Raw genomic sequence first — 25,009 nt, 5'->3', positions numbered from 1 at the left:
ACTCACCTATAAAAAATACACCCAATAATGCAGCTGCGACTGCTCATCATGCGAGACAAAGCGCGGTCCGGTCGGCGTCTGCTCCAGCAGCGTATGCTTCTCATCAAACACTGGAACCGACAGAAACTGCTCTTTGTTAAAATAAAACAACAGCTGCGTTCCGTCACTTGCCGCCTCTACCTTAAACAGCGTATATGGCTTCGGCAAAGTTTGCTTTTCCCCTGAACGGTCCTCCATCCACACCTTAATGCGGCTGCCCGCATACGGCATCAGCTCATCCACCAAGCGCTGCATCTCCATCATGAGGCTGCACCTTCCCCCGCATTTGGACTGCCCGCTTTCTCGCCGCAGTGCCTACATTCCTCGGGACGCTTCAAATCCAGCTCCAGCCTATAACCCTGAATCCACTCCCAAAATTCCGGAGGTGCCTGCTCCTCAATAAACAACAGCACCTCCTCATCCTTCTCCCAGTCACTGTAGCCTTTCACCGCCGCATTGACGACCTCAAGCTCCCCCTCCTGCTTCTCTTCCAGAAACCAGGAGGATTTCTTGGCGAACAGCTGCTGGAGCAGCCCTTCAATTGATTTAGTAAATGAGCTTCCCAGCTCCTGCTTGCGGATAAAGCATAAATCCAGCATAAATTCCGATTTCATCGTCAATCCCTCCCTGTGCATCTATCAAATGGAGCCTGACCTATAACCTTTAAGATTTGACCATATCCCCCGGCAGTCTATTTCTTGTGCTGTGGTCGTTTTGAGCATTTTGAGCGTTTTGCTGAATCAGGCGCTCAGCATGACCAAGCTTCTCTTGATAGTACAGCCAAATGACGAGGATTAGACTCGCCAGCGCAACCTCTGACAGTGCCATGAAGCCGATGGCGTAATGGCCGGTCCAGTTGTACAGCACGGACAGCAGCAGTGGCGGGAAAAATCCGCCAAGCCCGCCCATAGCGGATATTAGACCATTCGCAATGCCCGCCTGCTTGGTGAAGTACAGCGGCACCAGCTTGAAAATCGTCCCGTTGCCAGTACCCGCGCAAAACGCAATAATCAGACAGCCCACCGTATACATGCCGATGGATGGCGCGAAAGACAGCACGACCGCTGACAGCGTAAGTCCGCCAAACACGAACATCAAAATCATAAATGGATTGAAACGGTCTCCTAACCAGCCGCCAACAGGCCGCATGATGGTCGCAAGTACGATGAAGCCAGCTGTGCGCAGCCCCGCATCCACCTTGCTCAGCTCAAAATGCGAGACGAGGAAGTTTGGCAAATAGACCGTGAAAGCGACGAAAGAGCCGAACGTAATAAAATAAAACAAACAAAGCGCCCACAGCTTTTCATTACGGTATACCCCTTTGATCTGCTCCGACAAAGAAGCCATCACCTTCGGCTCATTGCGATCTCCCAGCATAAAATTAATCAAGATGAATATGGCGAGCAGCACCAGATACAGCAGAACTGTTTTGCTCCAACCCAAATAGTTAGCCGCTACGGGAGCGGTAAATGCTGTAATCGCCGTACCCAAATTTCCGATGCCATAAATGCCGTTCACAAAGCCATGCCGTTCCTTCGGGTAATATTTCGGCAGAGAAGTGACGCCAACCGAAAACACTGCGCCCCCGATGCCAAGGAAAATCCCGCCGATAATCAAATCGATAAAGCTGTCTGCAAGGCTGACCCAATAGACGGGGGCAAGTAAAAGGAGAAAGCTAAACCCAAACAGCTTGCGCGCGCCATAGCGATTTGTCCAATAGCCGACCGGTATCCGAAGCACTGAGCCGAACAGCACCGGAATCGCCGTCACCCAGGCAAGCTGGCCTGACGTCAGCTGGATATCCTCCTTAATAAACGGAATAAGCGATGAAAGAATAACCCAAACCATAAACCCAAGAATTAGGCTTCCCGTCTGAATCGATAACTGCGTTTTATTTCCGTTCATCTGCGAACCTCCTTTTTATAAATCCATAGGGCCAGCGGGAAAAGTAGTACATTCAGCAAGGCAAAAACGAGAACAAGCTCATATTTTTCATGAAAATAATGATTAACGACGTACTGCGTACAGACGATATTCAAAAAAAGCACCGCGCACAGCAGCAACACCCCTCTGTAGTTACGTTTCATACCGCTTCACCCCTGTCGCATAAATCGCTCCGCCATCCAACTCAAGCAAAATCTCAGGCAGCGCTCTCCGTGGCGGCCCTGCTGTCGGCTTGCCCGATTGCGGATCGAAAAAGCCATGATGACAAGGGCAGACGAGCTGATCCTCCTCGCGGCTCCAAAATACCGGGCATTTCAAGTGGGTACAGGCATTTTGGTAAGCCTTATACTGATTGTCGCCTAGCCGAATGAGCAATGCTGACTCATGGTCGCCGGGGTAGTGGAATTCCACAGCCTCTCCTACTTTGAGCGCCCGCACATCGGCGATTTTCTTCTTCGGATGGCTGCTTTTTCCAAAACCCATCAGTTCCTTCGCAGCAAGGCCGCCCCAAGGCAGCGTGGACACGGCGAACACGCCGGCTGCGCCAACCATCGTTTTCAGAAAGCCCCTGCGGTCCAGCTGGCGTTCATTATTTTTGTGAATGTTATGCGTGTAATTATCCTCTTCAAATGGCACTTTATTATTTTTTCCTGCTTCATTGTCCATTGCATCCGAACCTCCTTCTACTAGCTAACGTTCCAAGCCGCATCATAATGCCAAAGCCGGTAAAACCCTATCGTTTAAAATAGCTTTTGGACACCCTGCAAAATGCCGGGAAGGCTGATCTTTACATTCGTCTCGCCTTCAAGCGGCTCGAACGGCTGGTGGCTGGAAACCCATTTGCCCAGTCGGTGCTGCTCCTGCTTCTCCGCCAGCTCTTCTTCTGTAATCCATTGCAGCGTATTGGTCGGACAGACGGAAGCGCACATCGGCGGGATGCCTTCCTTCGTCCGGTCGTAGCAGAGGTCACATTTATACATCAAATTTTGCTCTTCATCAAATTTAGGAATGCCATAAGGGCAAGCGATCGTGCAGTTTTGGCAGCCGATGCATTTCTCGACAAGCGCGGACAGCACTGCGCCTTCCTCAGTAATTTGAATCGCTTGCGCCGGGCAGCTTCTCGCGCACGCCGGGTTGACACAGTGCAGGCACATGAGCGGAATTGTCTGGCGATCAACCAGCGGGTTGACGTCGTACACATAGTTTCGGTTGCGCTCGTCGTGTCCGCCGCATTGCGTACAAGCGGCGAGACAGCTGCGACAGCCGATGCAGTTGTCCATTTCAATGTAAAGCAGCTTTTTCATCGTGCTGCCTCCTTTCCGGCGGCGGGCACCTTCGTCATTTGTGCGGCACAGACTTTAAATTCCGGCATTCGCGACATCGGATCAAGGGCAGCAATCGTCAGCAAATTGACCGACTGCTCATGACCATAGTGATAAGGCACAAATACGGTATCCTTGCGGATCGCCTCAATCACTTTCACTTTATATAAGCATTCGCCCCGGCGAGTGTACAATTTGACAACCTCGTCATGCGCAATGCCATACTGCTGGGCCGTCTCAGGATGAACCTCAACATACGGCTCTGGGCACATATCCCGCAAAAACGGAATCCGCCGCGTCTGATTGCCCGATAAATAATGATAGACAACCCGCCCTGTCGTCAGGCGGAGCGGATACTCCTCGCATGGCTCCTCCGCTGATGGGCGGTAAGGCAATGCGCAAATTTTCGCTCGGCCATCGGGGTGAAAATATTTGTGATCCTCGAACATATAAGGCGTTCCCGTATCCTCTTCATCCTTGCAGGGCCAGAACACGCCATCCTGCCGATCGATTTTGTCCCAAGTGGCGCCGTAATAATCAGCATATCCACCCTTGGAAGCGAGGCGAAACTCATCTGCAACCTGGCTTGCCGTCTGCAAATGGCGGAAATAGTCACCGCGTCCAAGCCGCTCTGCCAGCTCTACATGAATGAGCCAATCCGGCTTCGATTCGCCCAGCGGTTCCTGTGCCTTGTTGATTTTAATAATGCGGCCCTCCAAGTTCGTCACCGTGCCTTCATCCTCCGACCATGTAACAGACGGCAGCACGACATCGGCGAATTCGGCTGATTCCGACAGGAAGAAGTCGGCGACAACCATAAAGTCCAAATTCTTCAATACCGAGCGCACATAATTGAGATGCGGCGCGGAAACAGCCGGGTTCGAGCATAGCAGATACAAGCCGCGAATCGTCTTCTGCTCCATCAGCTCGAACATTTCAAAGGCCGATACACCCGGCAGCGGCATTTCCTCCGGCGTAATGCCCCACACCTCGCATACCTCCTGCACATGCTTCGGATTCGTCAGCTTGCGATAGCCCGGCAGCAGATCAGACTTTTGCCCATGCTCGCGTCCGCCCTGACCGTTGCCCTGTCCCGTAAGCGTCGCTACACCCGATTTGGGCCGTCCAATTTTTCCGGTAATAAGGGCCATATTCGTATAGGCCGAGACGTTGTCTGCGCCTTTAACTTGCTGCTCAATGCCTCTGGCGAACATGACGATCGCATTCGGCGCCTTGCCGAAAATTTCCGCTGCCCGGATCAGCTTCTCCGGAGCTACCCCGGTAATTTCACTCGTGTATTCCGGTGTGAAAATCTTCACAATCTCTACCGTCTCTTCAAAGCCACTCGTATAATTCGCGATATATTCATGATCCGCATGACCGTTCTGAATGAGCAGATTTACCATGCAATTAGCAAGCGCCAAATCCGTTCCCGGTCTGAGATCCAGATGGACATCCGCCCTTCGGGCAATCGGTGTCTCCCTTGGATCGACGACGATGAGATAGCCACCGCGATTTTGCACTTCCCAGACGCGGAACATCGACGTTGGATGGCATTCTGCCGTATTGCTTCCTGCGATGAACAAGCAATCCGTCTGATGAATATCCGTCCACGGCAGCGTTGAGCCGCGATCAATCCCAAAACTCCGAAGGAAGCCCGCTGCTGCGCTCGCCATACAAAATCTCCCATTGTAATCGATGTATCTCGTTTGCAGCCCAACTCGGGCGAATTTACCGGTCAGATAACATTTTTCATTCGTCATCGAGACACCGCTGAATACGGACAGCGTGTCCTTGCCATATTCGGATTGCAGCTCCTTGAAGCGGCGGGCAATTAAATCATAGGCTTCGTCCCAGCTGGCTTCGCGGAAGCCTTCCTTTGTGCCTTTTTTCGAAGCGTCATCCCGAATGAGCGGCTTTAGCAGCCGGTCCTGATGATTCGTCTGCTGATAGGCGGTTACGCCTTTCGGGCACATTTTGCCGCGTGTGACGGGCCAGTCGTATCTTGGCTCCACTCCGATAATCGTATTTTTGTCGGTATCGACCCGCAAATTCATCCCGCACTGCATGCCGCAGTAGGCGCAGTGGGTTTTGACCAGCTTTTCCTTCGGATGATGCTTATTGGGAATATTTTGCTGAAACTTATCCTTTAGCATGCTGGTTGGCCTCCTTGACCTTGATTTCATGTGTCGGAATGCCAGTAAAGCGGGACATCCGGTATTTGCGTCTGCAAGGCAGACAAAGCTCCGCGAGATGGAAGCCTTCCTTCATCTCGAAGGAAATATCGTTTTGGGCAAGCACCTGAATGACATCGCTGGATTGCTCCGTCGATACGAAGCTGCTGCCGCATACTTTACAGGCTTTCATTTGCTGCTCGCCGTAAGCTTCGCGATAATTTTTGGCGAGTACGCTCATTGGACGGAAAGGAATATGCGCAAGCTTGCCAAAAGGCAAATAAATGAGGGTAACAATAACCGACCATTGATGGATGAGCGACATAACCGGATGGCCCCAGCCATGCAGAAAAATGTTGCTGACTGTCAACAGCAGCCCCGTAATGCTAATAAAGAGCAGCAAAAACAGCGGCAAAAAATCATAGGTAAATGTCTGTTCAGCCTTCGCCTGCATATCGTTAAGTCGGCGATACAGCGCCATGCATACCCCGGCAATAACCATAAAGGCGGTAATGTTCAGCGCGTTGTAGAATAGAAAGGCGATCCAGCCGTCCGCCTTCACCTGCATCACATTGATACCGAAGGCGACGACGGTGTACAGGCCATTTTCGCCCATCGTAAAATACATCCAACCGAACACCAGCGGAAACGTAACGCAGCAGGATAAAATACATCCCCAGCCAAGCAGCACGTGCTGTGTCCAGCGGTAAACGCCGCGCTTGAAGATGAAACGATAGGTCGCCAGATGCTCAACCGATGTCTGCGGGGTGCTTTTGCGAAACAGCAGCTTAAGCCCCTTCTTCATAATCAGCTTCGTTGGTGGACGCTCGGCCCAAGCAATAAATCGGTAGAAAAATCCCCCGATGAAAACGAACGTGCCCACCATATAGCCATAAAGGGCAAGGTCGATATGGGTGAAAAATCGGGTGCCGACGTACACGAGAATCAGCAGCGCTACTACGGTCATGAAATACATTTTCGCAAATTTGGAAGCAAAGGCTCGATCCATGGCAAATTCTCCTTCTTCGATGTTTTCTGCCCCCATTAAACCATTGCAGACGGATGTATCGCTGTGATTGTCATCACACTAAAACCTTCGTCACTTTTTGTTCAAAAAAAAAAAACAATTTTCCTCCGCTCTATTCAGCGTTAAGGAAAATTGAATTCAAAGCATCTGTCTGAAGCTAGGCATTGGAAGTTTGAGAGGCCAAGGCTGCGTCATACAAGCTGATGAGGCGTTCGTAGTCCTCAGGCGTGTTCACATTCGTCACACAGCTAAGCTGCTCGGCCGGTGCTTCGAGCTGCTGCAAATCTACTCCGTTATAGCAAATCCGGTTCAGAAAAGTCATCACTCGGTATTCTTTTATATCGAGCAGCTTCTCAATTTCGCCAGCGCTGCGCTTGTCATAGACGCCATGCAGCGGATGCAGCTTGCCAGCCACAGATGGAATTGCCGCCGCAGAGCGACGCTCCCGCTTCACCCTCCACAGCTGCTCGGCAACCGTGCTTGAAATAAGCGGCATGTCGCAGCCCACGACCCAAATGTCCGAATGTGTCGCTAGGGTTAAGGCGGCATGCATGCCGCTCAGCGGCCCTTTGCCTGGAATATAGTCTGTAATGATGCGAATGCTGCTCCCCAGAATCGGCAAATAACTTCGCGGGTCATTCGTTACTAAAATGACTTCAGCGCAAAGCTGCTTCATCGTGCGGATCTGCCGCTCGACAATGCTTTCGTTTACAAAAGGAAGCAGACCTTTATGGCGACCGCCCATTCTGCGGCTTTGCCCGCCGGCTAATATGGCTCCCGTCAGCATATATGTCCCTCCGTTCTGTAGTGGACACCCTTTTCTGGCTACATTATAGAAGGTTTTATAAGGCGATACTGTTACAAATATCACTCTCTTAGGCTTTATTTACAATTTTCATGGCCAAAGTGTGATTTTAGTCACTCTGGCGATGATGGACTTCTGTTACATTGGGAGTAAGTTATTTCAAGCGGATAGTCCCGCTATACTAGCAGCAAAGGCGGTAATTGGGGATGAAACCAATGACAGTAGCGAGACCTTACACACAAAACGTATACAATACATTTTGTTTTTCAGAGACCAGCTTTGAGAAACTCAATGAAATTATGTATACCCACCATATTCCAGCCGGCAGCCATATTTTCTGGGAGGGCGATGCCGACGACAAGCTCTATTATGTAATGGAAGGCCGCGTTAAGCTGATTAAACACAATACCGACGGTAAGGAATTTGTCTTCTCCCAATATCAAACAGGTGATATTCTGGGCCAGTTCGATCCTTTCAAGCCTACTTGCCACAGCTCAAGCGCAAAGGCCGTGCTGGACTGCACCATCGGCGTTATTCAAAAAAGCGATTTAGAAATTTTATTGTGGCAGCATGGCGATTTGGCGATTGAATTTATGAAGTGGATGGGGCTTATGCATCGTTTGACTCAGACTAAATTCCGCGACCTCGTCATTTATGGGAAGCAGGGAGCTTTGGCCTCGACGCTTATTCGGCTGGCAAACTCTTTCGGGAAGCAAACGGAGGAGGGCGTGCTGATTTCTGAGAAAATAACGAATACCGAGCTTTCCGACTATATCGGCGCTGCTAGGGAAAGCGTCAACCGCATGCTCGGCGAGCTAAAAAAACAAGAGGTATTGTCATTCGATCACGGCTATATCGTGCTGAAAGACATCGAGCATCTGAAATCGATTTGCAATTGCGAGCAATGTCCGAAGGAGGTTTGCCGCATTTAATTAAGCCTTCCTGCAATGGTTCAACCTGTAGGAAGGCTTTTTTTCTGTATTATTTATTTGCTTTATATTATCTGTTCTATCTTAAAATGAAGCTATGCGCTCTGAAGAACGCGCGGGAACAAAATATTATTTTCCAAATGAATGTGCTGAAATAGATCGGTTTCTAGTTCCTCCAGCTTTTGAAAGGTTAACGTATACGTACGGCATGCCCCTTCCGGAAGCTCGAAATGATGCGTAACCGCACGTATTTCCTTGAGCAGATCACCTACCTGGCTGTGCTCGGACTCAAGCTCCGTTATCGCCGCTGTCAGCTTCTGGTGCAGCTCGGGGGATGGCTCCTGCTCATACTGGCGGATGAGTGGAAAGATTTGCTCCTCCTCGTCGATTAAATGCTGCTCCAGCTCCAGCTTCATTTCGTGGAATAATCTATGCAGCCGGGGCAGCACATCAGCCTGCTTATGCCCATGCACCCGCAATATTTTCGTCGTAAACTCGCTAAGCAGCGGAAGCTCCTGCTGGACATACACATGATGCGTCTGAATCACATGCTCAATCAGCTCCGTAAAAGGTCTGCTGCTCCAGTCGATATCCTCTCCCTTATGCTTGCTGGCCTCGGCAAAATTTTCATTGAGCGCGCTTAAAAACAAAGCTTCATCCGTTCCCTGCTGCCGCAGCACCGTATGCAGCGAGCGATTGCCCCCGCAGCAAAAATCAATGTTATAGGCTCGAAACAGGTTGCTTGCCCCCGGATAACGCGTCACAATTTCACCAATTTTCTCTGTACCGTTAAATATGGTCATTTGTCGCACCTCCATAAAATAATGTTGCAGCTCCGGCCTTTTAAATTGATGAAGCCTTTAGCTGCTGTTAGTATAGCGCAGGCCAGCTAGCATGTTTGTGATGAGGATCACTGCTTGAAAAATAGCAGCAGCGCTTCAGCCGCTCGCCTTCCCTGCCCGATACAATCCGGCAGACCGACTCCCTCATAGCCGGAGCCGCACAACAATATGCCGGGATGGCTAGCCGCAAGCCCCTCACGCAGCTTCGCCAACTGCTCCAGATGCCCCACTGGATACTGCGGCATCGACCGTCCCCACCTGGTCAGCTCCGTAAAAAGCGGCTCAGCTGCAATGCCCATTATCGCCTGCAAATCTTGGCGAACAGCATCCAGCAGCTCGCGATCCGTGAGCTTTGTCCAGGCTTGCGCCCCCGCATGTCCGATATAAGCCCGCAATAGAATATGACCATTCGGCGCCGTATGCAGCCATTTTGACGACGTCCAGGTGCATGCGGTTATCATTCGGCCCTCGCCTCGCGGCACCACAAATCCGGAGCCATTCAGCGGAAGCTTAATGTCCTGCTGCTTGAAGGCTAGCGCGATATTAGCAACCGATACATAGGGAATGTCGTGCAGCGCCTGTATTGATCTTTGCGCCTGAACTTGCATTCCTGCGCTTCCTTCCAGTAAAACGGCGGTCTCATAAGCCGGCAGCGCCATAATAACGCCATCCGCCTGCAGCTCCTCTCCGTGCTCAAGCCGAACCTGATAGCGCCGCCCTTCCCTCGTCACTTCCTTGACCGCTTGTCCAGTCAGCCGGCGGATGGAGCAAAGCTGCTCGTCCAAACGCTCGATCAGGCTTCCAAGCCCGCCTTTAAACGTGAGAAACAGGCTGCGGCGGGCTATTTCCGGCAGCTCCTTCGGCATTACACGCGTCTGCTTCTTGCTGGCGAGCATGCCCAAAATCAAGCTGCGATGCCGCTGCTCCAGCTGCCGAAATTGCGGAAAGGTCGCTTGCAGGCTGAGCGCTTTGGCATCTCCAGCATAAATGCCCGCCAGCAGCGGCTCCGTAACCTGCTCCAGCACCTCACGGCCAAGCCGCCGCTCAATGAAGGTACCTAAGGACTCATCCCCTGCCTCCTCCCGCTTCGGCAGCCATAAATCAAAGGCTGCACGCAGCTTGCCCAGCGGCGACAACAGCCCCGTCTTCATAAACGGAGTCACTTCCGTCGGAATGCCGAGCATCAGGCCCATAGGCATTTGATGCAGCCTGCCCTTATGCAAAATATAGTTCGCCTTCGCTTTCGGATTCGCCGCTACCAGCTCCGGCTCAAGACCAAGCTCCCTTGTCAAATCCAGTATGGGCTGCTTGCGTGCCATGAACGAATCCGGCCCCTGCTCGATGAGGAAGCCATCCCGTCGCAGCGTTTTTATTTTCCCGCCAAGGCTGCTGCTTTTTTCTATAAGAGTTATTTCTGCCGATATTTGCTGCCCATCCAGCAGCTTTCGCATGTAGAAGGCGGCGCTCAGACCTGTTATGCCGCCCCCAATGATGATGATTTGCTTAGGTGCCTCTCCCAATTCTGCCATCCCCCTTCATCTGTACAGATTACGATACCACGCCAGAAACAGAGCGGATGTGATATGGGTCATACGAACGGGAAATAGGCGGTACATGATTGAAGAGATAGACTACACCTGTGACTAGCGTCACATAACGCCTAAATCGTCTGAGTTATAATGAAAAAAACGGAGGTGTACGGCGATGCAGCAGATGGAGCTTTTACGCCAAATTTCTTTATTTCGCGATTTGACGCCGGATGAGCTGGCCCGGATATGGGCCATTGTCATTCCTCGGTCATACCGCAAGCGGACCGCTATTTTTACGGAGGGCAGTCATAAAGAGGCCGTGTTTTTCGTCCAGAACGGGCTGATTAAAACCTATAAAACCGATGAAAACGGCAATGAGCATATTATGTCCTTCCTCAAAACAGGGGATATGTTTCCTCATACGGGCTTTTTCAACCAGCACCCGTACCCGGCAACGGCAGAGGCGATTATGGAGACGCAGCTGCTGGCCATTCCTATTCATGCGTTCGAGCAGCTCATGATGAATACGCCGGCGATCGCCATTAAGGTAATGCGCGTATTGAGCGGTAAAATAATGGAGCTGCAGGAAAAATTGCAGGAGCTCACAGGGCAGGATGTGCAGGACCGCGGCGTCTCCTTCTTGCTCAAGCTTGCAGAAAATTATGGAACGGAGCACGGCGGCAGCGTCCATGTGGAGGTGCCGATGACCAATCAGGAGTTTGCCAATACGATTGGCACGACGAGGGAAACGGTCAACCGGCTCATTAATCAGCTGCGTAAGGAAGGGATTTTGGAGCCTCAACGGAGCGGCTACCTGATTCATGACTATGAAGCATTAAAAACCTGGTCGCACAAGTGAAGGCGGTTAGCCTTGCACTTGTGCGGCCTTTCTTTTTCCCCAGAATAAGGCGATGCCCGTCACCATTATCAGGCTTGCGGCCCAGACGGCTTCCTGTACAAATACAAGCGCCCCGCGACCTGTCCAATCGAATAAGCCTTGTAAAAATAACGTCAGCTCGTTCAGCAGAAAACCAGCAATAAAGCTCATATAACCGATATGCACCGTCCTCCCCTTACCATTCAGCCAGCCCTGCTGGAGGAAAAGCGCTAGGCACAGGCAGCTTACGAAACCGAGCAGCGTCAGATGCAAATAACCGATGACGATGCTGCGCGATTGATAAATAGCCTCCGCCAGCTGCGGCACGATAAGGCCCAGCTCAAGCGTTGCCTTGACTGCCGCGAGCAGCAGCGCAAGCACGAGCAATCGTGCCGCCCAGCCTGTGAATACGGTGGACAAAGCGAAGCGGGCTTTGAGCAGGACGGCGCAAAATAGCAAAATAGCCGCCCACTGAATGACGGCAGCGAGCGCTGCGGCGAGTTGGGCGGCCAGCCCTATTTTCAGCCAGAGCACCGATAGTAGAAATGCAGGCGGCATTGCCAGCGCGTACATCCAAAACAGCAGCTTGACGATTTTCACAGAATAGGCGATTTGCCGCTGTTCCATCAGCCGCAGCAGCACCGCGAGCAAGCCGAGCGTAAACCAGCCGTTATATTGAAAATGCAAATAAAAATAAATCGCTGCTTCATATAGCGGACTACCCTTCCATCCATTGGCACTCAGCAGGGCAAGCCCCCAAGGACCAAGCGAGGAAATGACGAGACATAGCAGACTACCTTTGACGAACAGAAAGGAGAGCGGCTGACTCGCGCTTGGATTTGAGCCTTTTTCTCGTTCCGGTTTGGTTCCTTCTCTTGCCATTGCCGCTAAGCTTCTCCACGCCCATCCAGCAAACCAGTAGGAAAGCAAAATTTGCAGCGTCGAGAAGCTGATCGATACGGCGGCATAGCCTTGGATACAAAACGCCAAAAACATTCCGGCTAGGGTCAGCTGTGTTGTCACCAGCATCACGCGGATTTTCTGTTTCTTGAAGACGCCCTCTGCGCTGCCACTGGCTGAGTTAAAAAAGACAGCGAGAAACAATATAAACAGCGCCATATATCCCCAGCCGAGCAGTGCTAAATGGGAATGGGCATGCAGCAAATAATCGTATCGCAGCCCCGGTAGCGTGACAAATGCCATACTGCGCATCAGCAGGCCAGTTACCGCCGTTACGAGGAAATAACCAAGCGTTAGATGAATCCAGCTTTTGGGCAAGCCTTCCTCCTCCTTCGTCTAAGATGGGCTGTCAAGCAGCGATTCGCCCGCCGCTTGACAGCCCTACAGCATGCAGACTTCCAGCAAGCGTATATGATTAGCTAACGTCCGATTTATAGGATCGGCCTGTCGCCAAACCGATAACAAAAATAACAATGCCTACTACGCCTAGAGCGAAAATCGTATCGCCGACAGCCCGCAGCCAGACAAGATTTTGCATCGTGCGGGTATGAAGGAATTCGGCAGAGCGCGCATACCACATCCCATGCTCCATGCTCGCCAGCGTTTGGAGTATGCCTACGGGCAGCAGGCTTGCCAGCCCCATCGTCATCAAGCCAATATTAAACGACCAGAAGGAAAATTTCAGCAGCTTCGTCCGCCATTCCTTCTCTCCGGTGAGCCCGCGCAGACAGAACAGCATAAGCCCGATTCCGAGCATGCCATAAACGCCGAACAGCGCGGTATGCGCATGAAGCGCCGTCGTATTCAGCCCCTGCATATAATAAAGCGCAATGGGCGGATTGATCAGGAAGCCAAAGAGACCTGCTCCGACCAAATTCCAAAAGGATACGGCGACGAAGAAAAAGATCGGCCATTTGTAGCGTTTTACCCACGGCTTTGCCCGGCCATGACGCAAATTTTCATAAGCTTCAAACCCAATCAATAGCAGCGGCACGACCTCAAGCGCACTGAACGATGCACCGAAAGCGAGCACCCCAATCGGCGTCCCGGCAAAATATAGATGATGAAACGTGCCAATAATGCCGCCAGCAAGAAAAATAACGGTTGAGAACAGCACCGTTGCAGTCGCGGTTGCCGTGCGTATAAGCCCCATGCGAGAAAACAGAAATGCGATAACAACAGCAGCGAATACCTCGAAAAAACCTTCCACCCATAAATGAACGACCCACCAGCGCCAGTAGGTCACAATGGTCAAATGTGCCTGAGGCCCCCACATTAAGCCCGGAATGTAGAATGTCGGAATCGCAACCGAAGCAATCAGAAACAGCGTCAGCAGATGACGGCTCTCCCCCTTTTTCTTCAGAGCCGGCCAAATTGCCCGCGCCATGAGGAAAAACCAGATAAATAAGCCGACCGTCAGAAAAATTTGCCAAGCCCGGCCTAAATCGACATATTCATAGCCCTGATGTCCAAAATAAAAATTATGCGTCGCACTTGTAATGTAGCCTTTGACCGCAAGCCATTCGCCCGCCATTGAACCGGCAACGATCAGCAGCAGGCAGCCGAATAGCATGTTCACCCCTAAACGCTGGTATTTGGGCTCATGCCCCGAAATCGCTGGTCCGATGTACAAACCCGTTGCGAGCCATGCGGTCGCAATCCAAAATACCGCAAGCTGCTGATGCCAGGTTCGCGTGACGCTATAAGGGAACCATTCCGCAAGCGGAATGCCGTAAAAGCCATTGCCCTCTACCGCGTAATGGGCCGTAATCGCTCCGAGACCTACCTGCACGGCGATCAGCGCCGTCACAATCCAGAAATATTTCATCGTCGCGCGCATGGAAGGCGTCGCTTTTACTTGCAGGAGCGGATCTTGCTCCGGTATATGTCCGCTCTCATCCTGCTCCTTGCTCCGCTGTACGGCGTAATACCAAGCAAGCGCTCCTACTCCGGCAAGCAGCAAAACGACGCTCACAATGGACCAGAGCAGCGAAACGCTTGTCGGTTCATTGTCAATGAGCGGCTCGCCCGGCCAGTTATTCGTATACGTAATATCCGAGCCTATTCGATTCGTCGAGGTCGACCAAGTCGCCCACCAAAAAAAGGCGTTTAGCTTCTCGCGGTCCGCCGCTGAGCTTATCGTATTGGCCGGCAGCGCGATTTGCTCGCGATATACGTCCCATTCAGGCGCATCTCCGAATACAGCTGCATAATAGTCACCCAGCTTAGAAGCCGTCAATGCCCGTAGTGATGTAATGATAAGGTCACCCGTCTGTGTGGCATACGTATTGGTGCGGATTTCACGCTTGAGCGTGGCTTTAAGCTCCGCCTGCTGCTCCTCGGTCAGCTGGATATAAGGCAGCTGGTATTTTTGCTGCGCGTTATAATCATTCATAAACACAAGCTGCCGATGCAAATAGTCAGCCGTCCAATCCGGCGCTACATAGGAGCCATGGCCCCAGATGCTGCCCAGCTCCTGACCGCCCATTCGCTGCCACACCTGCTGACCCGCCATAATATCGGCTTTAGTAAAAATCACATCCCCCTGCTCCGTGACCACTCGCTCTGGGATCGGCGGCTTCTCCTGAATAATTTCTCCGCCGTAATAGAGCAATATGCCAAAGGATAGAACAAATACGAGCGCCAATGCCGCCCATAGCTTTTTATAAGGCATGAACACCCCGCCTTTACCTATTTAATTTAAACTCGGTATATAAGCACAATAAGGATCACTCTCCAAATAATCGCCAGTGAGGGCATAGGCCCTCGCCCTTGAACCGCCGCATATGTGCTTGAAGCGACAGATTCCGCATTTCCCCTTTAACAGCGATTTATCCCGCAGTTGCTGCATGATGGGGGAATGCCGATAAATGTCTGCGAGCGGCCGCTCGCGTACATTGCCGCATGCAATCGGCAGAAAACCGCTTGGATAAACATCCCCCGTGTGGCTAATAAAAACAAAGCCATCCCCATCATTGACGCCTTTGGGCGCACGTCCCAGCATGTCGGCATGTTTGCCCATACCCCCGCCTGTATCTATGCATCCCGCTATTTCCTCACCCGCATATTTTCGCCTCTCCAATTGCTCCCGCTTTTGCTGCTGCATAAAAACTCTGCGATAATGCGGTGCTTCCGTCGCTTTCACTCCGTACGGCATCATTCGCTGAATTTGGCACAGCCACATCATTACTGCCTCATGCTGCTCCGGCGAAATCATATCTGCCTCCATTCCACGGCCCGTCGGGACGAGAAAAAACACGCTCCACAAGACGATGCCCAATTCCTTCACCTTCTCGGCGATTGCAGGCAAATCGTCCACATTGTAGCGCGACACGGTTGTGTTCACCTGCAGTGGAATTTGCTGCTCCTGCAAATATGCGATTCCTTTCATCGTCTGGTCAAACGAGCCCCGCGTTCCGCGAAAATGATCATGAATGTCCGCTGTCGAGCCATCCAGACTGAACGCCCAACGCGACAAGCCCGCTTCCTTTGCCTTGCAAATCGCCTCATAAGTAACCTTCGGTGTGGAGCTAGGTGTCATCGAAACCGGCAGTCCCTGCTCCTCGGACGCATATTTCGCAAGCTCAAACAAGTCCTGCCGCATTAGCGGATCACCGCCTGTAAAAACAAATAACGGCCGATCCATCGCCGCGATTTCATCAATCAGCCGCTTGCCTTCAGCAAGTGTTAGCTGACGAGGATCTGCCTTGTACTGCGCCTCTGCTCGGCAATGCAGGCATTTGAGCGCGCAGGCGCGGGTCACCTCCCAAATGACGATAAATGGATTAACCTTGTAATCGCGCTCCTGTTTGTTTACGGTCATGCTCATATTTCTCCCTCCTTTCCTTAGCAAAATAGAAACTGTCCTTATTTTAGAAAACATTCTGGAGCGCAACTGTGCGTCCCGTCACATTCGCAAGCGGCACCTTACTTTATTGTTGAGGTATACGATATCTCTTTAGGCATCTACTGGATTGAAAGGAAGGATGACCATGCTGAATGTGAGGCATATGATGATTGTGATCGCAATTTTGGGAGCAATCGCTCTTTTCTGCGCATACATCCCTGCGGAGGATAATGATGCGGCCGCTATTGCGGAAGCGGCGGAAACGTTGAATCAGCCGCCTATAGCACCGATTATTCACCGGGAGGGAAGCACGGTAAAGATTGAAATGACTGCCCAGGTAACCGATGTAGAAATTTCCAAAGGCGTCTTTTACAATGCGTGGACGTTCAATGGGACGGTACCCGGACCTGTGCTGCATGTGAACGAAGGCGACACGATTGATTTTACGCTGAAAAATATGGACCCAAACGTGCCCCATTCGATGGATTTTCACGCCGTTCATGCTGCGCCAAGCAAAAAATTCATCGATGTGATGCCGAATGAAGAAGGTCACTTTAGTTATAAAGCGGAGTCGCCGGGCGTGTTTATGTATCATTGCGGGACAAGTCCGGCACTCGCTCATATCGCAAACGGCATGTACGGCATGATTATTGTAGCGCCTACGAATGGTTATCCTAGCGATGCAGACATTGACCGGGAATACACGATTGTGCAAAGCGAGTGGTATACGGAGCATGACTATCAAGCGTTTTTAAATGATGAGCCTATCTATGTCGTGTTTAATGGCAATGATTTTGGGCTGAAAGAACAGCCTTTCCTTGCCAAAGTCGGAGATCGGGTGCGGTTTTATGTCAATAACGCCGGTCCGAACGAGGTCAGCTCGTTTCATATTGTAGGCACCCTGCTGGACCGGGTTTATATGGACGGCAATCCGCGAAATGTGCTGTACGGCCTGCAAACCTATTTGCTTCCGGCAAGCGGCGGTGCTGTGGTCGAGGTGACTGTTACCGAGGAAGGCGACTACCCGATTGTGACGCATCAGTTTAATGATGCCTCCAAGGGCGCCACCGCGATATTACGCGTAACAAAAGACGGCAAGGATACGCATGAGCCGGCGATGAAGCATTAGCGCAGAAGCGCAATTTTCTGCTTCATGCCCTCTCTCGTTCGATTGACAATGTTCGTTATTTCAATGCGAGTCGGCTGCTCCAGATGTATGCCCACGACCACAGTAGCGGTTACGCCGAGGGTGCTTGCCGCCAGCATCGCCAGTTCCGCTGCCAGCTCTCCTTCTTGGTGACCTGGCAGTGTGATGGTTTCGCATTTGGGAGCAGCTACATGAGCGCCCCATGCTGTCCAATACGCGGTAGCTGAGGCGCCAATATGGGCGGCTCCCCCGGTGATGAGAAAGACTAAATCGCTGCCCATTGGCAGCACCCGAATGTCCACCTGTTGTTCAAGCTCTTTTTTATGCTCCATTTGCTGCTCCATATTCCCCTCCCGCTTGGCCGCGTTCAATCAGCGCGGCCTTTCCTTTCGTTATACCGCGAGTCTACAGCAAACTAGGCAGGATGGCTGTGACAGCCGTCACCCGCAGCATATCGCCTGCTCGCATACCCTTTACCCCGCACAATGTGATTCCCGTCACAAAGCCGCCTCTCGCTTTCGATTATGCTTTAGACATAGCCATAACCAATCTTTTCGAGGAGGAATGTTTTATGCAAGCTTTCACTGCAACTGTCAACGCTACGGAGTATCCGCCGCAATTAAAGCACAAAGTTATTTTTCAAACGTTTCAGGAGCTTAAGCCTTCCGAAGCGATGCTGCTCATTAACGACCATGATCCCGTGCCGCTCCGCTTCCAATTCGAATCGATGTACAAGGATCAGTTTGATTGGGAATATATCGAGCAGGGCCCTGAGCTTTTTCGCGTCAAAATCGGAAAGCTTGCGCTGTAGCAGCAAAAAGCTTTGTAGAATAGCTTCGATAAGGAGGCAAGCAGATGGCCGAAGTGACTATCGTCAATGAAAAAACGATTAAAATTGCGGTCCAGCTGGAGGATGCGCTGACCATGATCCGCGATGCCCAGACCCATATTACGGAATATGCGTTCGACATCGTCACCATGGTGGAAAAAATGCCGCAGTTCAACTATACGTATTTTTGCTTTTATGCTTACGACAGCGCATCGCTTTTCGAGCGGATGCTGAATACGGACCCCAAGCAATACACCTCCTTTTCACTCGATGCGCCGGACTCCTTTTTCTATGCTTTATACGGAGGAATGACGGGGCTGTACGAGGAAGCGAGGCTTTACCTTTAACGATCGGAGGAGGAGAGCAGCCATGCTAGCTAAGCAAACCCGAATTGTGGAGCTTGATGTCAGGCCTTATTTGCGCCAAAAGCTGGAGCCCTTCCAGCTCATTATGGATCAGGTGAAGGAGTTGGAAACCCATGATGTGCTCGTGCTCCATGCTACCTTCAAGCCTACCCCGCTGCTTGGCTTGATGAAAGTAAAGGGCTACGCCAATAAAGTTCAGCAGATTGGCCCTGAGCACTGGAGCGTCACTTTCGTCAACAAGAAAAATAAAAGCTTCTTGCAGAAATGGGATGTTGAGCCAGATGCGGTGATGGAAGAGGCAGTAAGGGAAGCGGCAGCAGATACAGATGTGGCAGCCTCCCCAGCTTCTTCAGAGCATTCTGGCAAAAAAATCATTCGGCTGGACAACCGTGGACTGGAGCCGCCTCAGCCGATGATTCGCACCTTGCATGCGCTGGAAAAGCTGGGCATCGGCGATGAAGTTATTATTCATAATGATAGAGTTCCCGTCTTTCTCATTGAGGAGCTTAACTCGCTTGGATATGCCTTTACAATTGAAGAGCAGGAAGACGGTACCGCACAAGTGTTCATTCAAAAAAGCTAGGAGGCCTCAGCTTATGTTGCGTCTCCCTTTTCTCTTTATCGCAACGGGTATCGCCGGGTTCACCTTGTTCCACCTCACCTCCCTGCTGTCGCTTGCCGACTGGATAGGAGATCCTGTTCGCGGGCCCACAGGCTGGTTCAACATCCATCTCATCATTCTTGGATGGGCAACGATGATTGCAATGGGCGCTGTATATCAGCTCATACATGTTATTTTACAATCAAAAATATTTAGTGAACGACTCGCTTACGTCCATTACGGCTGCTTCACCGCCGGGGTGTGCGGACTGCTTTACGGGTTCATTAAAGGCGAGGTTGCCTGGATTGCTGGGTTTGCCGTGCTCGCTCTAATCGGTCTGCTGCTGTTCGCCTTTAATGTCATTTATACCCTATGGCGCGCCGCGCAGTGGAATGCCATCACGCTCAGCACCGCTTGCGCTGTATTGTATTTGGCGCTCACAGGGCTATCCGGCATGGGGATGGGGATGAACTTCGCCCTCAATGCCTGGAGCGGGCTGCATGAGCGCATGTTCGGTGCCCATATTTGGCTCGGCACCTTAGGGTGGTTCGGGCTGCTCATTACCGGCTTCAGCTATAAAATGCTGCCGATGTTTTATTTGGCGCACAGCTTTCCCGCCCGCCTGTCCTATGTCACGCTCGGCTTATGGAATGCTGGCGTGCTGATGGGCGCTGCCTCCTTCCTGTTTGACTGGGGCTTCTGGGCAAAATGGACCGCGCTGCTCTTTCTAGTGCTTGCGCTGCTTGCCTACAATGCTCACCTTGCGCAAATTCGCAAGCATCGGCATAAGCGCCATCCCGGCGCAGGCATCGTATGGTCGTTGAACAGCTGCCGCGCTATTGCGCTGTTTGCCATCGGCGCGCTGATCTATACGGCGTTTTATCCGCAGGCGTTTGGCTCAGCTGAGCTGGCAACAGCTGCGGGCTGGATTTATTTAGGAGGCTGGGCCAGTTTTATGATTTTATGCTACTTGTCCAAAATCGTCCCCTTCCTATGGTGGACGCAAAAATACGGTCCGCAGGTCGGCAAACCAGGCATACCTACCATGGCCGCTTTGCTGGGAGATAACGGCGTCAATCTTGGGCTTACCGGCATCGCTTTTTCCCTGCTGCTGCTGTTTGCGGGGCTGCTGCTCAGCCTGCCGTTTCTGGCGCTTGTAGGCGGACTTGGCTTTTCCTTATTTTCACTCGGTTATATTTCATTAATCGCCTTGGTTTTTACAAGATGAAAAGCAGCACTTTGGAGAGGAGAGAAGCAGAATGGAAGAGGGTACGAAGGAGCAAGTATGGGAATTGCTGCGGAAGGTGCATGATCCCGAGCTGGGAGTCAATATTGTCGATCTCGGCCTTGTATACGACTTGAATTGGGAAGCTGAACATATTACCGTGATCATGACGCTGACAACGCCAGGCTGCCCGATGCACGATATGATTGCTGGCGGCGTCCGACATGTGCTGCTGGGGGAGCTGGGCTTCACCTCTGTCGACGTTAATGTCGTCTGGGAGCCTGCATGGCAGCCTGCCATGATGTCGGAGGAGGCGAAGGAATTTTTAGGTTATTGCTAGGTACGAGCGTAAACGGCTTTCGCCATCCTCTGGCGGCAAAGCTAACGTTTGCCGGCCCAATCCTTTTTATCAAGTTTATAATAGTTATATTTTTCGTTATCCATCTCAATAATACTCTGAAAGTGAAAACCACATTTTTGTATTACCTTATTGGACGGAACGTTATTTAATAGAGCAATAGCAGTAAGCACCTTAACGTTCGTACTCTCAAACAAATAATTAATCACTCCTTGTGACGCTTGGGTTGTAAATCCTTTACCTCTATGTTCCTTAGAAATTGCATACATGATTTCTCGATTTGGCGGTGGCAATTCATCTTTAATTCCTGAACAACACCAACCGATAAATTCTCCTGTCTCTTTCAAAATAATTCCTAGTCGCAGACGGAGTTCACCAATGTCTTCACTTGTTGATACAGCATTCAAAAACTGTTTGTTTTCTGGAATTTCATAGTTGATAAACCAATCTTCCCTTTGCTCTTTCGATACGTTCCAGCCTGGCAAAAATTCATGTATTTCAGGTTGCCAGGTGAGTGAATGAAAATCATTTAAATCCGCAACTAAAAATTCTCGTAGAATGACATCCTTACATTCAATCGTAAAAATGTTTTCTTTGGAATCGGAACGAGCATTTGTGTTCATAATAAATCTCCCTCTATAAACTGTACTAATGTCTATCATACCTCTCTAAGTGAATCTATTGCGAGGCTATAATGACTATAATTGTTTTTTATTTAGCAACAATATTTCAGAAAACAGCCTTCTAAATAAGCAAGCTGCCGATGATCCTCATCGCGGCTTGCCTATTCCTACTCCTATTCCTATTCGTGTTGCTGCCTATTCCTAGTAACACTACGCGCTTCTCAAGGAGCGATACCAACTCTAGCGGGCGGTTTTACCCCGCTTATACCCTTATGTCGGTTCCTCCAGCACGAATGCTCCCTTGCCACGTTCCTCCTGAATCCAAGCTGCCATACCAGCGCTGTCCTGCACATCGAATACCGGGAGCCCACCAAAACTCACCGGATACCATGATGCAACCGCAACGACCTGCTCTAATTGTTTAACGAGCGCCTCGTCCTCCTCCTCGCGAATCAAGACAATTTTCGGATAACACTCTTGTTTAAAGCCCTCGACAATGACCCAGTCCATGTCGCCAAACTGCTGAAGCAGCTCCTTCAGCGGCGTCGACCGCTGCTCCATAATCGCCGTGCGATGCGGCGAGGTGATGGCGATTTTATGCGCACCCGCCTCGCGATGCTGCCATGTATCGGTACCCGGATGATCAATGTCAAAATCATGTCCGTCATGCTTAACCGTGCCGACGCGGCAGCCGGCTTCGGCGAGCTGCTTGACCAGCGCTGCGGTCAGCGTCGTTTTTCCGGTGTTTTTAAAGCCGACAATTTGAATAATGGAAGTTTGCAATGGTCCCTCTCCTTCTTTTTCTCACGTTGCTGTGATCCCTATCACTTCACGACTACCACATGTTGTATTATCATTAACTTCTGAAACTAAATGTAGTTATTTCAGTGGAAAGGAGAATATGATGCTGACTTTCTACCCCCGGTTCATCCGTACCTTTACAGATTTGCCTGGGCATCTCTCCCTGCTGATTCACGCCTGGAACGGCTGTAATATGCGCTGCTACGGCTGCCATAATGATGCGGAATTAATCGCGCAGAAGCCGATTCCGCATTTGCTGTTAACCCCAGAGCAGACGCTTGAGCGGCTGAGCGGCAGCGATGGGCTGTTCGACGCCGTGCTGTTCAGCGGGGGCGAATTTTTAATCAGCAGCGCGGCTGAGCTGGAAAGCTTCCTGCGGCGTGTGCGCCTTATTTTCAGAGGGAAAATCATTGTTATGACGAATGGCACGTTCCCTGGCAAACTGAAGCATCTGCTGGAACTGGCGCTGATCGACGGCGTTCATATCGATATGAAGCTGCCCTTTCACCTGCTCGACCCAGTGGAGGATGCCGAGGTGTTCAAGGCAATTATCGGCGCCCAGCCTTCCGTCCGCTTCTGTCAGGACATCCTCGACTCCGTCGATCTCGTCATTCGCCACAACAGCAGGCTGAGCCAAGTAAGGACGGTTCGTTACCCGCTGCTGAGCGAGGAGTTTTTCGTCCAGATTGCCTCCTATGTTGAGCAGTTGAAAGACAAGTATGACAGTATTGTACCTTATTCCCTGAATCCCTACCATCCACCGCAAAAATAGAACGGAGGCCGATGATGTTTAGCCAATCTACCGATATTATCCGCACGTTTACTTCCGGGTCCGAGACGAAGCAAGCCGACTACTTGAAAAGAGAAAACAGCAACTTTGTCTACTCGCTGCCGCTGCTGCGCCATAATTTGAACAATTTTGCCGAGGAGGAGTATTTGCTGGAGCATATTTTGCCGCCCGCGCTTACCGAGCTCTATTGGGATGGCGTTGTGTACATTCACGACAAGCAGCTTAGCCCTTATTGCCTAAGTGTAGGCTGCAAGGATATTGCGGCGAACGGCATCCCAACACTGGCGAAAAATATGATGTCCTCGCAGCCGACAAAAAAGCTCGAAACGCTGCTGCGGCATTTTAGCAATCTCGTCGTACTGATGTCGCAGCAGGTATCCGGCGCTGTCATGCTTTCGCAGATGACGACGGTATCCGCCTCCTATCTCTATTATGAGGAGACTGTCAGAGGCCATATCTTCACCGCCGAGGAGCTTGAGCAGTTGTTCCAAAGCTTGATCTGGGAAATGAACATGCCGCTGCGCGGTGGTTCGCAATCTGCCTTCACTAACATTACGCTGGAATTTGGCAAGCCTTCTGATGAAATCAAGGATGATTTTGTCGTCATTGGCGGCTCGCCACTGGACATGCGCTACAAGGAAATTCCATCCGCCTACTTTGACCGGATTAACGAGGCGGTTATTGCGGTGATGAAGCAAGGTACAGGTAATGGCATCCCGTTCACCTTTCCGCTTTTGACAGTACCGATTGACGATTATTTTGACTACAGCAATCCGTTGTTTCTAGAGCTGCTGGACGGCATGTACCAATGGGGCGGCGTTTATTTCGAAAACTTCCGCAGCAAGCCGTTCGAGAGCGAGCATTATCGCCGTCTGAACCCTTATATTAAACCGCGTGATCCCGAGGTCAGCCGCAGCTTGTGCTGCCGACTGCAAATAGACTTAACAGTATTGTCACGTCTCGGAAGCGGGATTTTTGGCAGCTCCACTGGTTCTACCGGTGCCGTACAAGTTCTTAATTTAAACATGAACCGCGTCCTAATGGAATACGGCGGACATGAAGATACGCTGCTTGCGAAAATCAAGGAGCTGCTGAACATTATGCAGGAAGGCCATATGGCCAAGCGCAAGTGGATTGAGCAAAACAAAGAGCTGTATCCGACCTTTTTCGCCTTAAACCGTGATTTGTCCAATTATTTTAATGTGTTTGCCGTTACTGGCATGCATGAGGGGCTAATCAATATCGGCTATGAGGGCGGGATGAACAATGAGGCAGGCAAGCAGCTCGCCCACCGAATCATGCAGTTCATGACAGAGACGATCAATGAATTTATCGTCCGCGATCAGGTTGCCTGCGGCATCGAATATGCACCAGGTGAAAATGCCGCGATCAAGCTGGCCCGTCATGATGTTAAATGGGCGAAAAACCATGACCGCAGTATTTTCCTACAGGGTACAGGGGATAACGTTTATTTAACCTCGGGCTGCATGCTGCCGTTCAGCGAAGATGATTTTCTGCGTCAGGTGGAGAACAGCGCTGAATTTCAGGCTTATGCGACCTCTGGCAGCATTTTGCATCATTTCCTTGAAACGAAGCTTGCTCCGGAGAGACTCGCCGATTATTTAAAGAAAATTTTCGAGAAGCCGATTCAATATATTACGCTCACGCCGACTCTGACAAGCTGTCTTACTTGCAGCCAGCAAATCGTCGCTGAGGATGGAAAAAACATTCACGCCTGTCCTGTATGCGGCAGCGACGATATCGCCACCTTCAGCCGCGTCATTGGTTATGTCAAAATGATTGCCCGCAAAAAGCTCGAGGTAGATGAACAGGGCTACTATACAGGAGAATATAATTTTTGGAGCAATGCGCGGCGTTTTGACTGGAATACACGCAAACGTATGAAGGAGGACGCTGTTGAGCGTGTTAGCACTGCCGCTGCCGTCTCTGCAGCAGACTCTTGATTTAACGCTAA

26 protein-coding genes and 1 pseudogene are annotated in these 25,009 nt (G+C 51.0%); 10 read left to right on the top strand and 17 right to left on the bottom strand.

The features are described 5' to 3' along the window. Window positions 1-6 precede the first annotated feature (6 nt). The 9 genes and pseudogenes from AC50YG_RS01705 to mobA all read right to left on the bottom strand — a co-directional run bounded on the left by AC50YG_RS01705 (window position 7) and on the right by mobA (window position 7,293). Entirely contained in the window at window positions 7-303 is a 297-nt protein-coding gene (locus AC50YG_RS01705) for a hypothetical protein (RefSeq protein ID WP_494824228.1), read from the bottom strand. Then, entirely contained in the window at window positions 300-653 is a 354-nt protein-coding gene (locus tag AC50YG_RS01700; protein WP_494824227.1) for a hypothetical protein, read from the bottom strand. Before AC50YG_RS01700 ends, AC50YG_RS01705 begins: the two co-directional genes overlap by 4 nt. Window positions 654-798: 145 nt before the next feature. Then, window positions 799-1,944, bottom strand: a pseudogene (locus AC50YG_RS01695) (nitrate/nitrite transporter); the annotation flags it as partial. Next, entirely contained in the window at window positions 1,941-2,126 is a 186-nt protein-coding gene (locus AC50YG_RS01690) for a hypothetical protein (protein ID WP_494824226.1), read from the bottom strand. The pseudogene AC50YG_RS01695 and the gene AC50YG_RS01690, both read right to left, overlap by 4 nt. Continuing rightward, window positions 2,116-2,649 (bottom strand): Rieske 2Fe-2S domain-containing protein, encoded by a 534-nt coding sequence (locus AC50YG_RS01685; RefSeq protein ID WP_341278049.1) that lies wholly within the window; start codon window positions 2,647-2,649, stop codon window positions 2,116-2,118. Before AC50YG_RS01685 ends, AC50YG_RS01690 begins: the two co-directional genes overlap by 11 nt. A gap of 74 nt (window positions 2,650-2,723) precedes the next feature. Next, on the bottom strand, window positions 2,724-3,287 hold the full coding sequence (locus AC50YG_RS01680; RefSeq protein ID WP_341278050.1) for a 4Fe-4S dicluster domain-containing protein: 564 nt from the start codon (window positions 3,285-3,287) through the stop codon (window positions 2,724-2,726). Continuing rightward, window positions 3,284-5,461 carry a molybdopterin oxidoreductase family protein gene (locus tag AC50YG_RS01675; RefSeq protein ID WP_494824225.1) on the bottom strand — a complete coding sequence of 726 codons (2,178 nt, stop codon included), beginning with the start codon at window positions 5,459-5,461 and terminating at the stop codon, window positions 3,284-3,286. Before AC50YG_RS01675 ends, AC50YG_RS01680 begins: the two co-directional genes overlap by 4 nt. Continuing rightward, window positions 5,448-6,488: a hypothetical protein gene (locus tag AC50YG_RS01670; RefSeq protein ID WP_473757429.1), complete on the bottom strand. Its 1,041-nt coding sequence runs from the start codon at window positions 6,486-6,488 to the stop codon at window positions 5,448-5,450. The genes AC50YG_RS01675 and AC50YG_RS01670 overlap by 14 nt, the downstream gene beginning before the upstream one ends. Window positions 6,489-6,663: 175 nt before the next feature. Continuing rightward, the gene (mobA, locus tag AC50YG_RS01665; RefSeq protein ID WP_494824224.1) at window positions 6,664-7,293 is read right to left on the bottom strand and encodes a molybdenum cofactor guanylyltransferase; all 630 of its coding nucleotides are present in this window, start codon (window positions 7,291-7,293) and stop codon (window positions 6,664-6,666) included. A 233-nt stretch (window positions 7,294-7,526) separates the two neighbouring features. Here mobA and AC50YG_RS01660 point away from each other — a divergent pair, with 233 nt between their 5' ends. After that, window positions 7,527-8,243, top strand: coding sequence for a Crp/Fnr family transcriptional regulator (locus AC50YG_RS01660; RefSeq protein WP_494825252.1), 717 nt, complete (start codon window positions 7,527-7,529; stop codon window positions 8,241-8,243). A 92-nt stretch (window positions 8,244-8,335) separates the two neighbouring features. Here the strand turns inward: AC50YG_RS01660 and ric are convergent, their stop codons facing one another. Both ric and hemG read right to left on the bottom strand, forming a co-directional pair. Beyond that, window positions 8,336-9,043, bottom strand: coding sequence for an iron-sulfur cluster repair di-iron protein (ric, locus tag AC50YG_RS01655; protein WP_473757431.1), 708 nt, complete (start codon window positions 9,041-9,043; stop codon window positions 8,336-8,338). Between the two features lie 107 nt (window positions 9,044-9,150). Beyond that, entirely contained in the window at window positions 9,151-10,611 is a 1,461-nt protein-coding gene (gene hemG / locus AC50YG_RS01650; protein WP_494824223.1) for a protoporphyrinogen oxidase, read from the bottom strand. A 175-nt stretch (window positions 10,612-10,786) separates the two neighbouring features. Here hemG and AC50YG_RS01645 point away from each other — a divergent pair, with 175 nt between their 5' ends. Continuing rightward, complete coding sequence (locus tag AC50YG_RS01645) at window positions 10,787-11,470, top strand: Crp/Fnr family transcriptional regulator (RefSeq protein WP_494824222.1); 684 nt, start codon at window positions 10,787-10,789, stop codon at window positions 11,468-11,470. 6 nt (window positions 11,471-11,476) lie between these two features. Here AC50YG_RS01645 and AC50YG_RS01640 read toward each other — a convergent pair whose 3' ends face one another. From AC50YG_RS01640 to AC50YG_RS01630, 3 genes are all read right to left on the bottom strand, one after another. Continuing rightward, window positions 11,477-12,766, bottom strand: a complete 1,290-nt coding sequence (locus AC50YG_RS01640) for a hypothetical protein (protein WP_494824221.1) — start codon at window positions 12,764-12,766, stop codon at window positions 11,477-11,479. A gap of 97 nt (window positions 12,767-12,863) precedes the next feature. Then, window positions 12,864-15,122 (bottom strand): nitric-oxide reductase large subunit, encoded by a 2,259-nt coding sequence (locus AC50YG_RS01635; protein ID WP_494824220.1) that lies wholly within the window; start codon window positions 15,120-15,122, stop codon window positions 12,864-12,866. Window positions 15,123-15,143: 21 nt separating this feature from the next. Further along, window positions 15,144-16,271 carry a TIGR04053 family radical SAM/SPASM domain-containing protein gene (locus AC50YG_RS01630; RefSeq protein ID WP_494825250.1) on the bottom strand — a complete coding sequence of 376 codons (1,128 nt, stop codon included), beginning with the start codon at window positions 16,269-16,271 and terminating at the stop codon, window positions 15,144-15,146. A 169-nt stretch (window positions 16,272-16,440) separates the two neighbouring features. Between AC50YG_RS01630 and AC50YG_RS01625 the strand changes: the two genes are divergently transcribed. Next, complete coding sequence (locus AC50YG_RS01625) at window positions 16,441-17,424, top strand: multicopper oxidase domain-containing protein (RefSeq protein ID WP_494824219.1); 984 nt, start codon at window positions 16,441-16,443, stop codon at window positions 17,422-17,424. Here the strand turns inward: AC50YG_RS01625 and lpdD are convergent. Continuing rightward, entirely contained in the window at window positions 17,421-17,786 is a 366-nt protein-coding gene (gene lpdD, locus AC50YG_RS01620) for a prenylated flavin chaperone LpdD (protein WP_494824218.1), read from the bottom strand. The two genes, AC50YG_RS01625 and lpdD, sit on opposite strands and share 4 nt — an antisense overlap. A gap of 227 nt (window positions 17,787-18,013) precedes the next feature. Here lpdD and AC50YG_RS01615 point away from each other — a divergent pair, with 227 nt between their 5' ends. The 5 genes from AC50YG_RS01615 to AC50YG_RS01595 are packed head-to-tail and all read left to right on the top strand — an operon-like array spanning window position 18,014 to window position 20,802. Further along, entirely contained in the window at window positions 18,014-18,253 is a 240-nt protein-coding gene (locus AC50YG_RS01615) for a DUF2249 domain-containing protein (protein WP_341278060.1), read from the top strand. A 44-nt stretch (window positions 18,254-18,297) separates the two neighbouring features. Further along, entirely contained in the window at window positions 18,298-18,618 is a 321-nt protein-coding gene (locus AC50YG_RS01610) for a hypothetical protein (protein WP_341278061.1), read from the top strand. 22 nt (window positions 18,619-18,640) lie between these two features. Further along, window positions 18,641-19,219: a DUF2249 domain-containing protein gene (locus AC50YG_RS01605; protein ID WP_494824216.1), complete on the top strand. Its 579-nt coding sequence runs from the start codon at window positions 18,641-18,643 to the stop codon at window positions 19,217-19,219. A 13-nt stretch (window positions 19,220-19,232) separates the two neighbouring features. After that, window positions 19,233-20,465 carry a hypothetical protein gene (locus tag AC50YG_RS01600; protein ID WP_494824214.1) on the top strand — a complete coding sequence of 411 codons (1,233 nt, stop codon included), beginning with the start codon at window positions 19,233-19,235 and terminating at the stop codon, window positions 20,463-20,465. A 31-nt stretch (window positions 20,466-20,496) separates the two neighbouring features. Further along, entirely contained in the window at window positions 20,497-20,802 is a 306-nt protein-coding gene (locus AC50YG_RS01595) for a metal-sulfur cluster assembly factor (RefSeq protein WP_494824212.1), read from the top strand. 41 nt (window positions 20,803-20,843) lie between these two features. On the opposite strand, the gene AC50YG_RS01590 is transcribed toward AC50YG_RS01595, so the two are convergent. Next, the gene (locus AC50YG_RS01590) at window positions 20,844-21,443 is read right to left on the bottom strand and encodes a GNAT family N-acetyltransferase (protein WP_494824211.1); all 600 of its coding nucleotides are present in this window, start codon (window positions 21,441-21,443) and stop codon (window positions 20,844-20,846) included. A 270-nt stretch (window positions 21,444-21,713) separates the two neighbouring features. After that, complete coding sequence (mobB, locus tag AC50YG_RS01585) at window positions 21,714-22,226, bottom strand: molybdopterin-guanine dinucleotide biosynthesis protein B (protein WP_494824210.1); 513 nt, start codon at window positions 22,224-22,226, stop codon at window positions 21,714-21,716. Window positions 22,227-22,347: 121 nt separating this feature from the next. Between mobB and AC50YG_RS01580 the strand changes: the two genes are divergently transcribed. Both AC50YG_RS01580 and nrdD read left to right on the top strand, forming a co-directional pair. Continuing rightward, window positions 22,348-23,016: a radical SAM protein gene (locus tag AC50YG_RS01580; protein ID WP_494824209.1), complete on the top strand. Its 669-nt coding sequence runs from the start codon at window positions 22,348-22,350 to the stop codon at window positions 23,014-23,016. Window positions 23,017-23,030: 14 nt separating this feature from the next. Continuing rightward, the gene (gene nrdD / locus AC50YG_RS01575) at window positions 23,031-24,998 is read left to right on the top strand and encodes an anaerobic ribonucleoside-triphosphate reductase (protein WP_494824208.1); all 1,968 of its coding nucleotides are present in this window, start codon (window positions 23,031-23,033) and stop codon (window positions 24,996-24,998) included. The last annotated feature ends 11 nt before the right edge of the window (window positions 24,999-25,009 follow it).

The organism is Paenibacillus sp. J31R34 (assembly GCF_059383715.1).
This window is presented reverse-complemented; position numbering and strand designations above follow the sequence as displayed.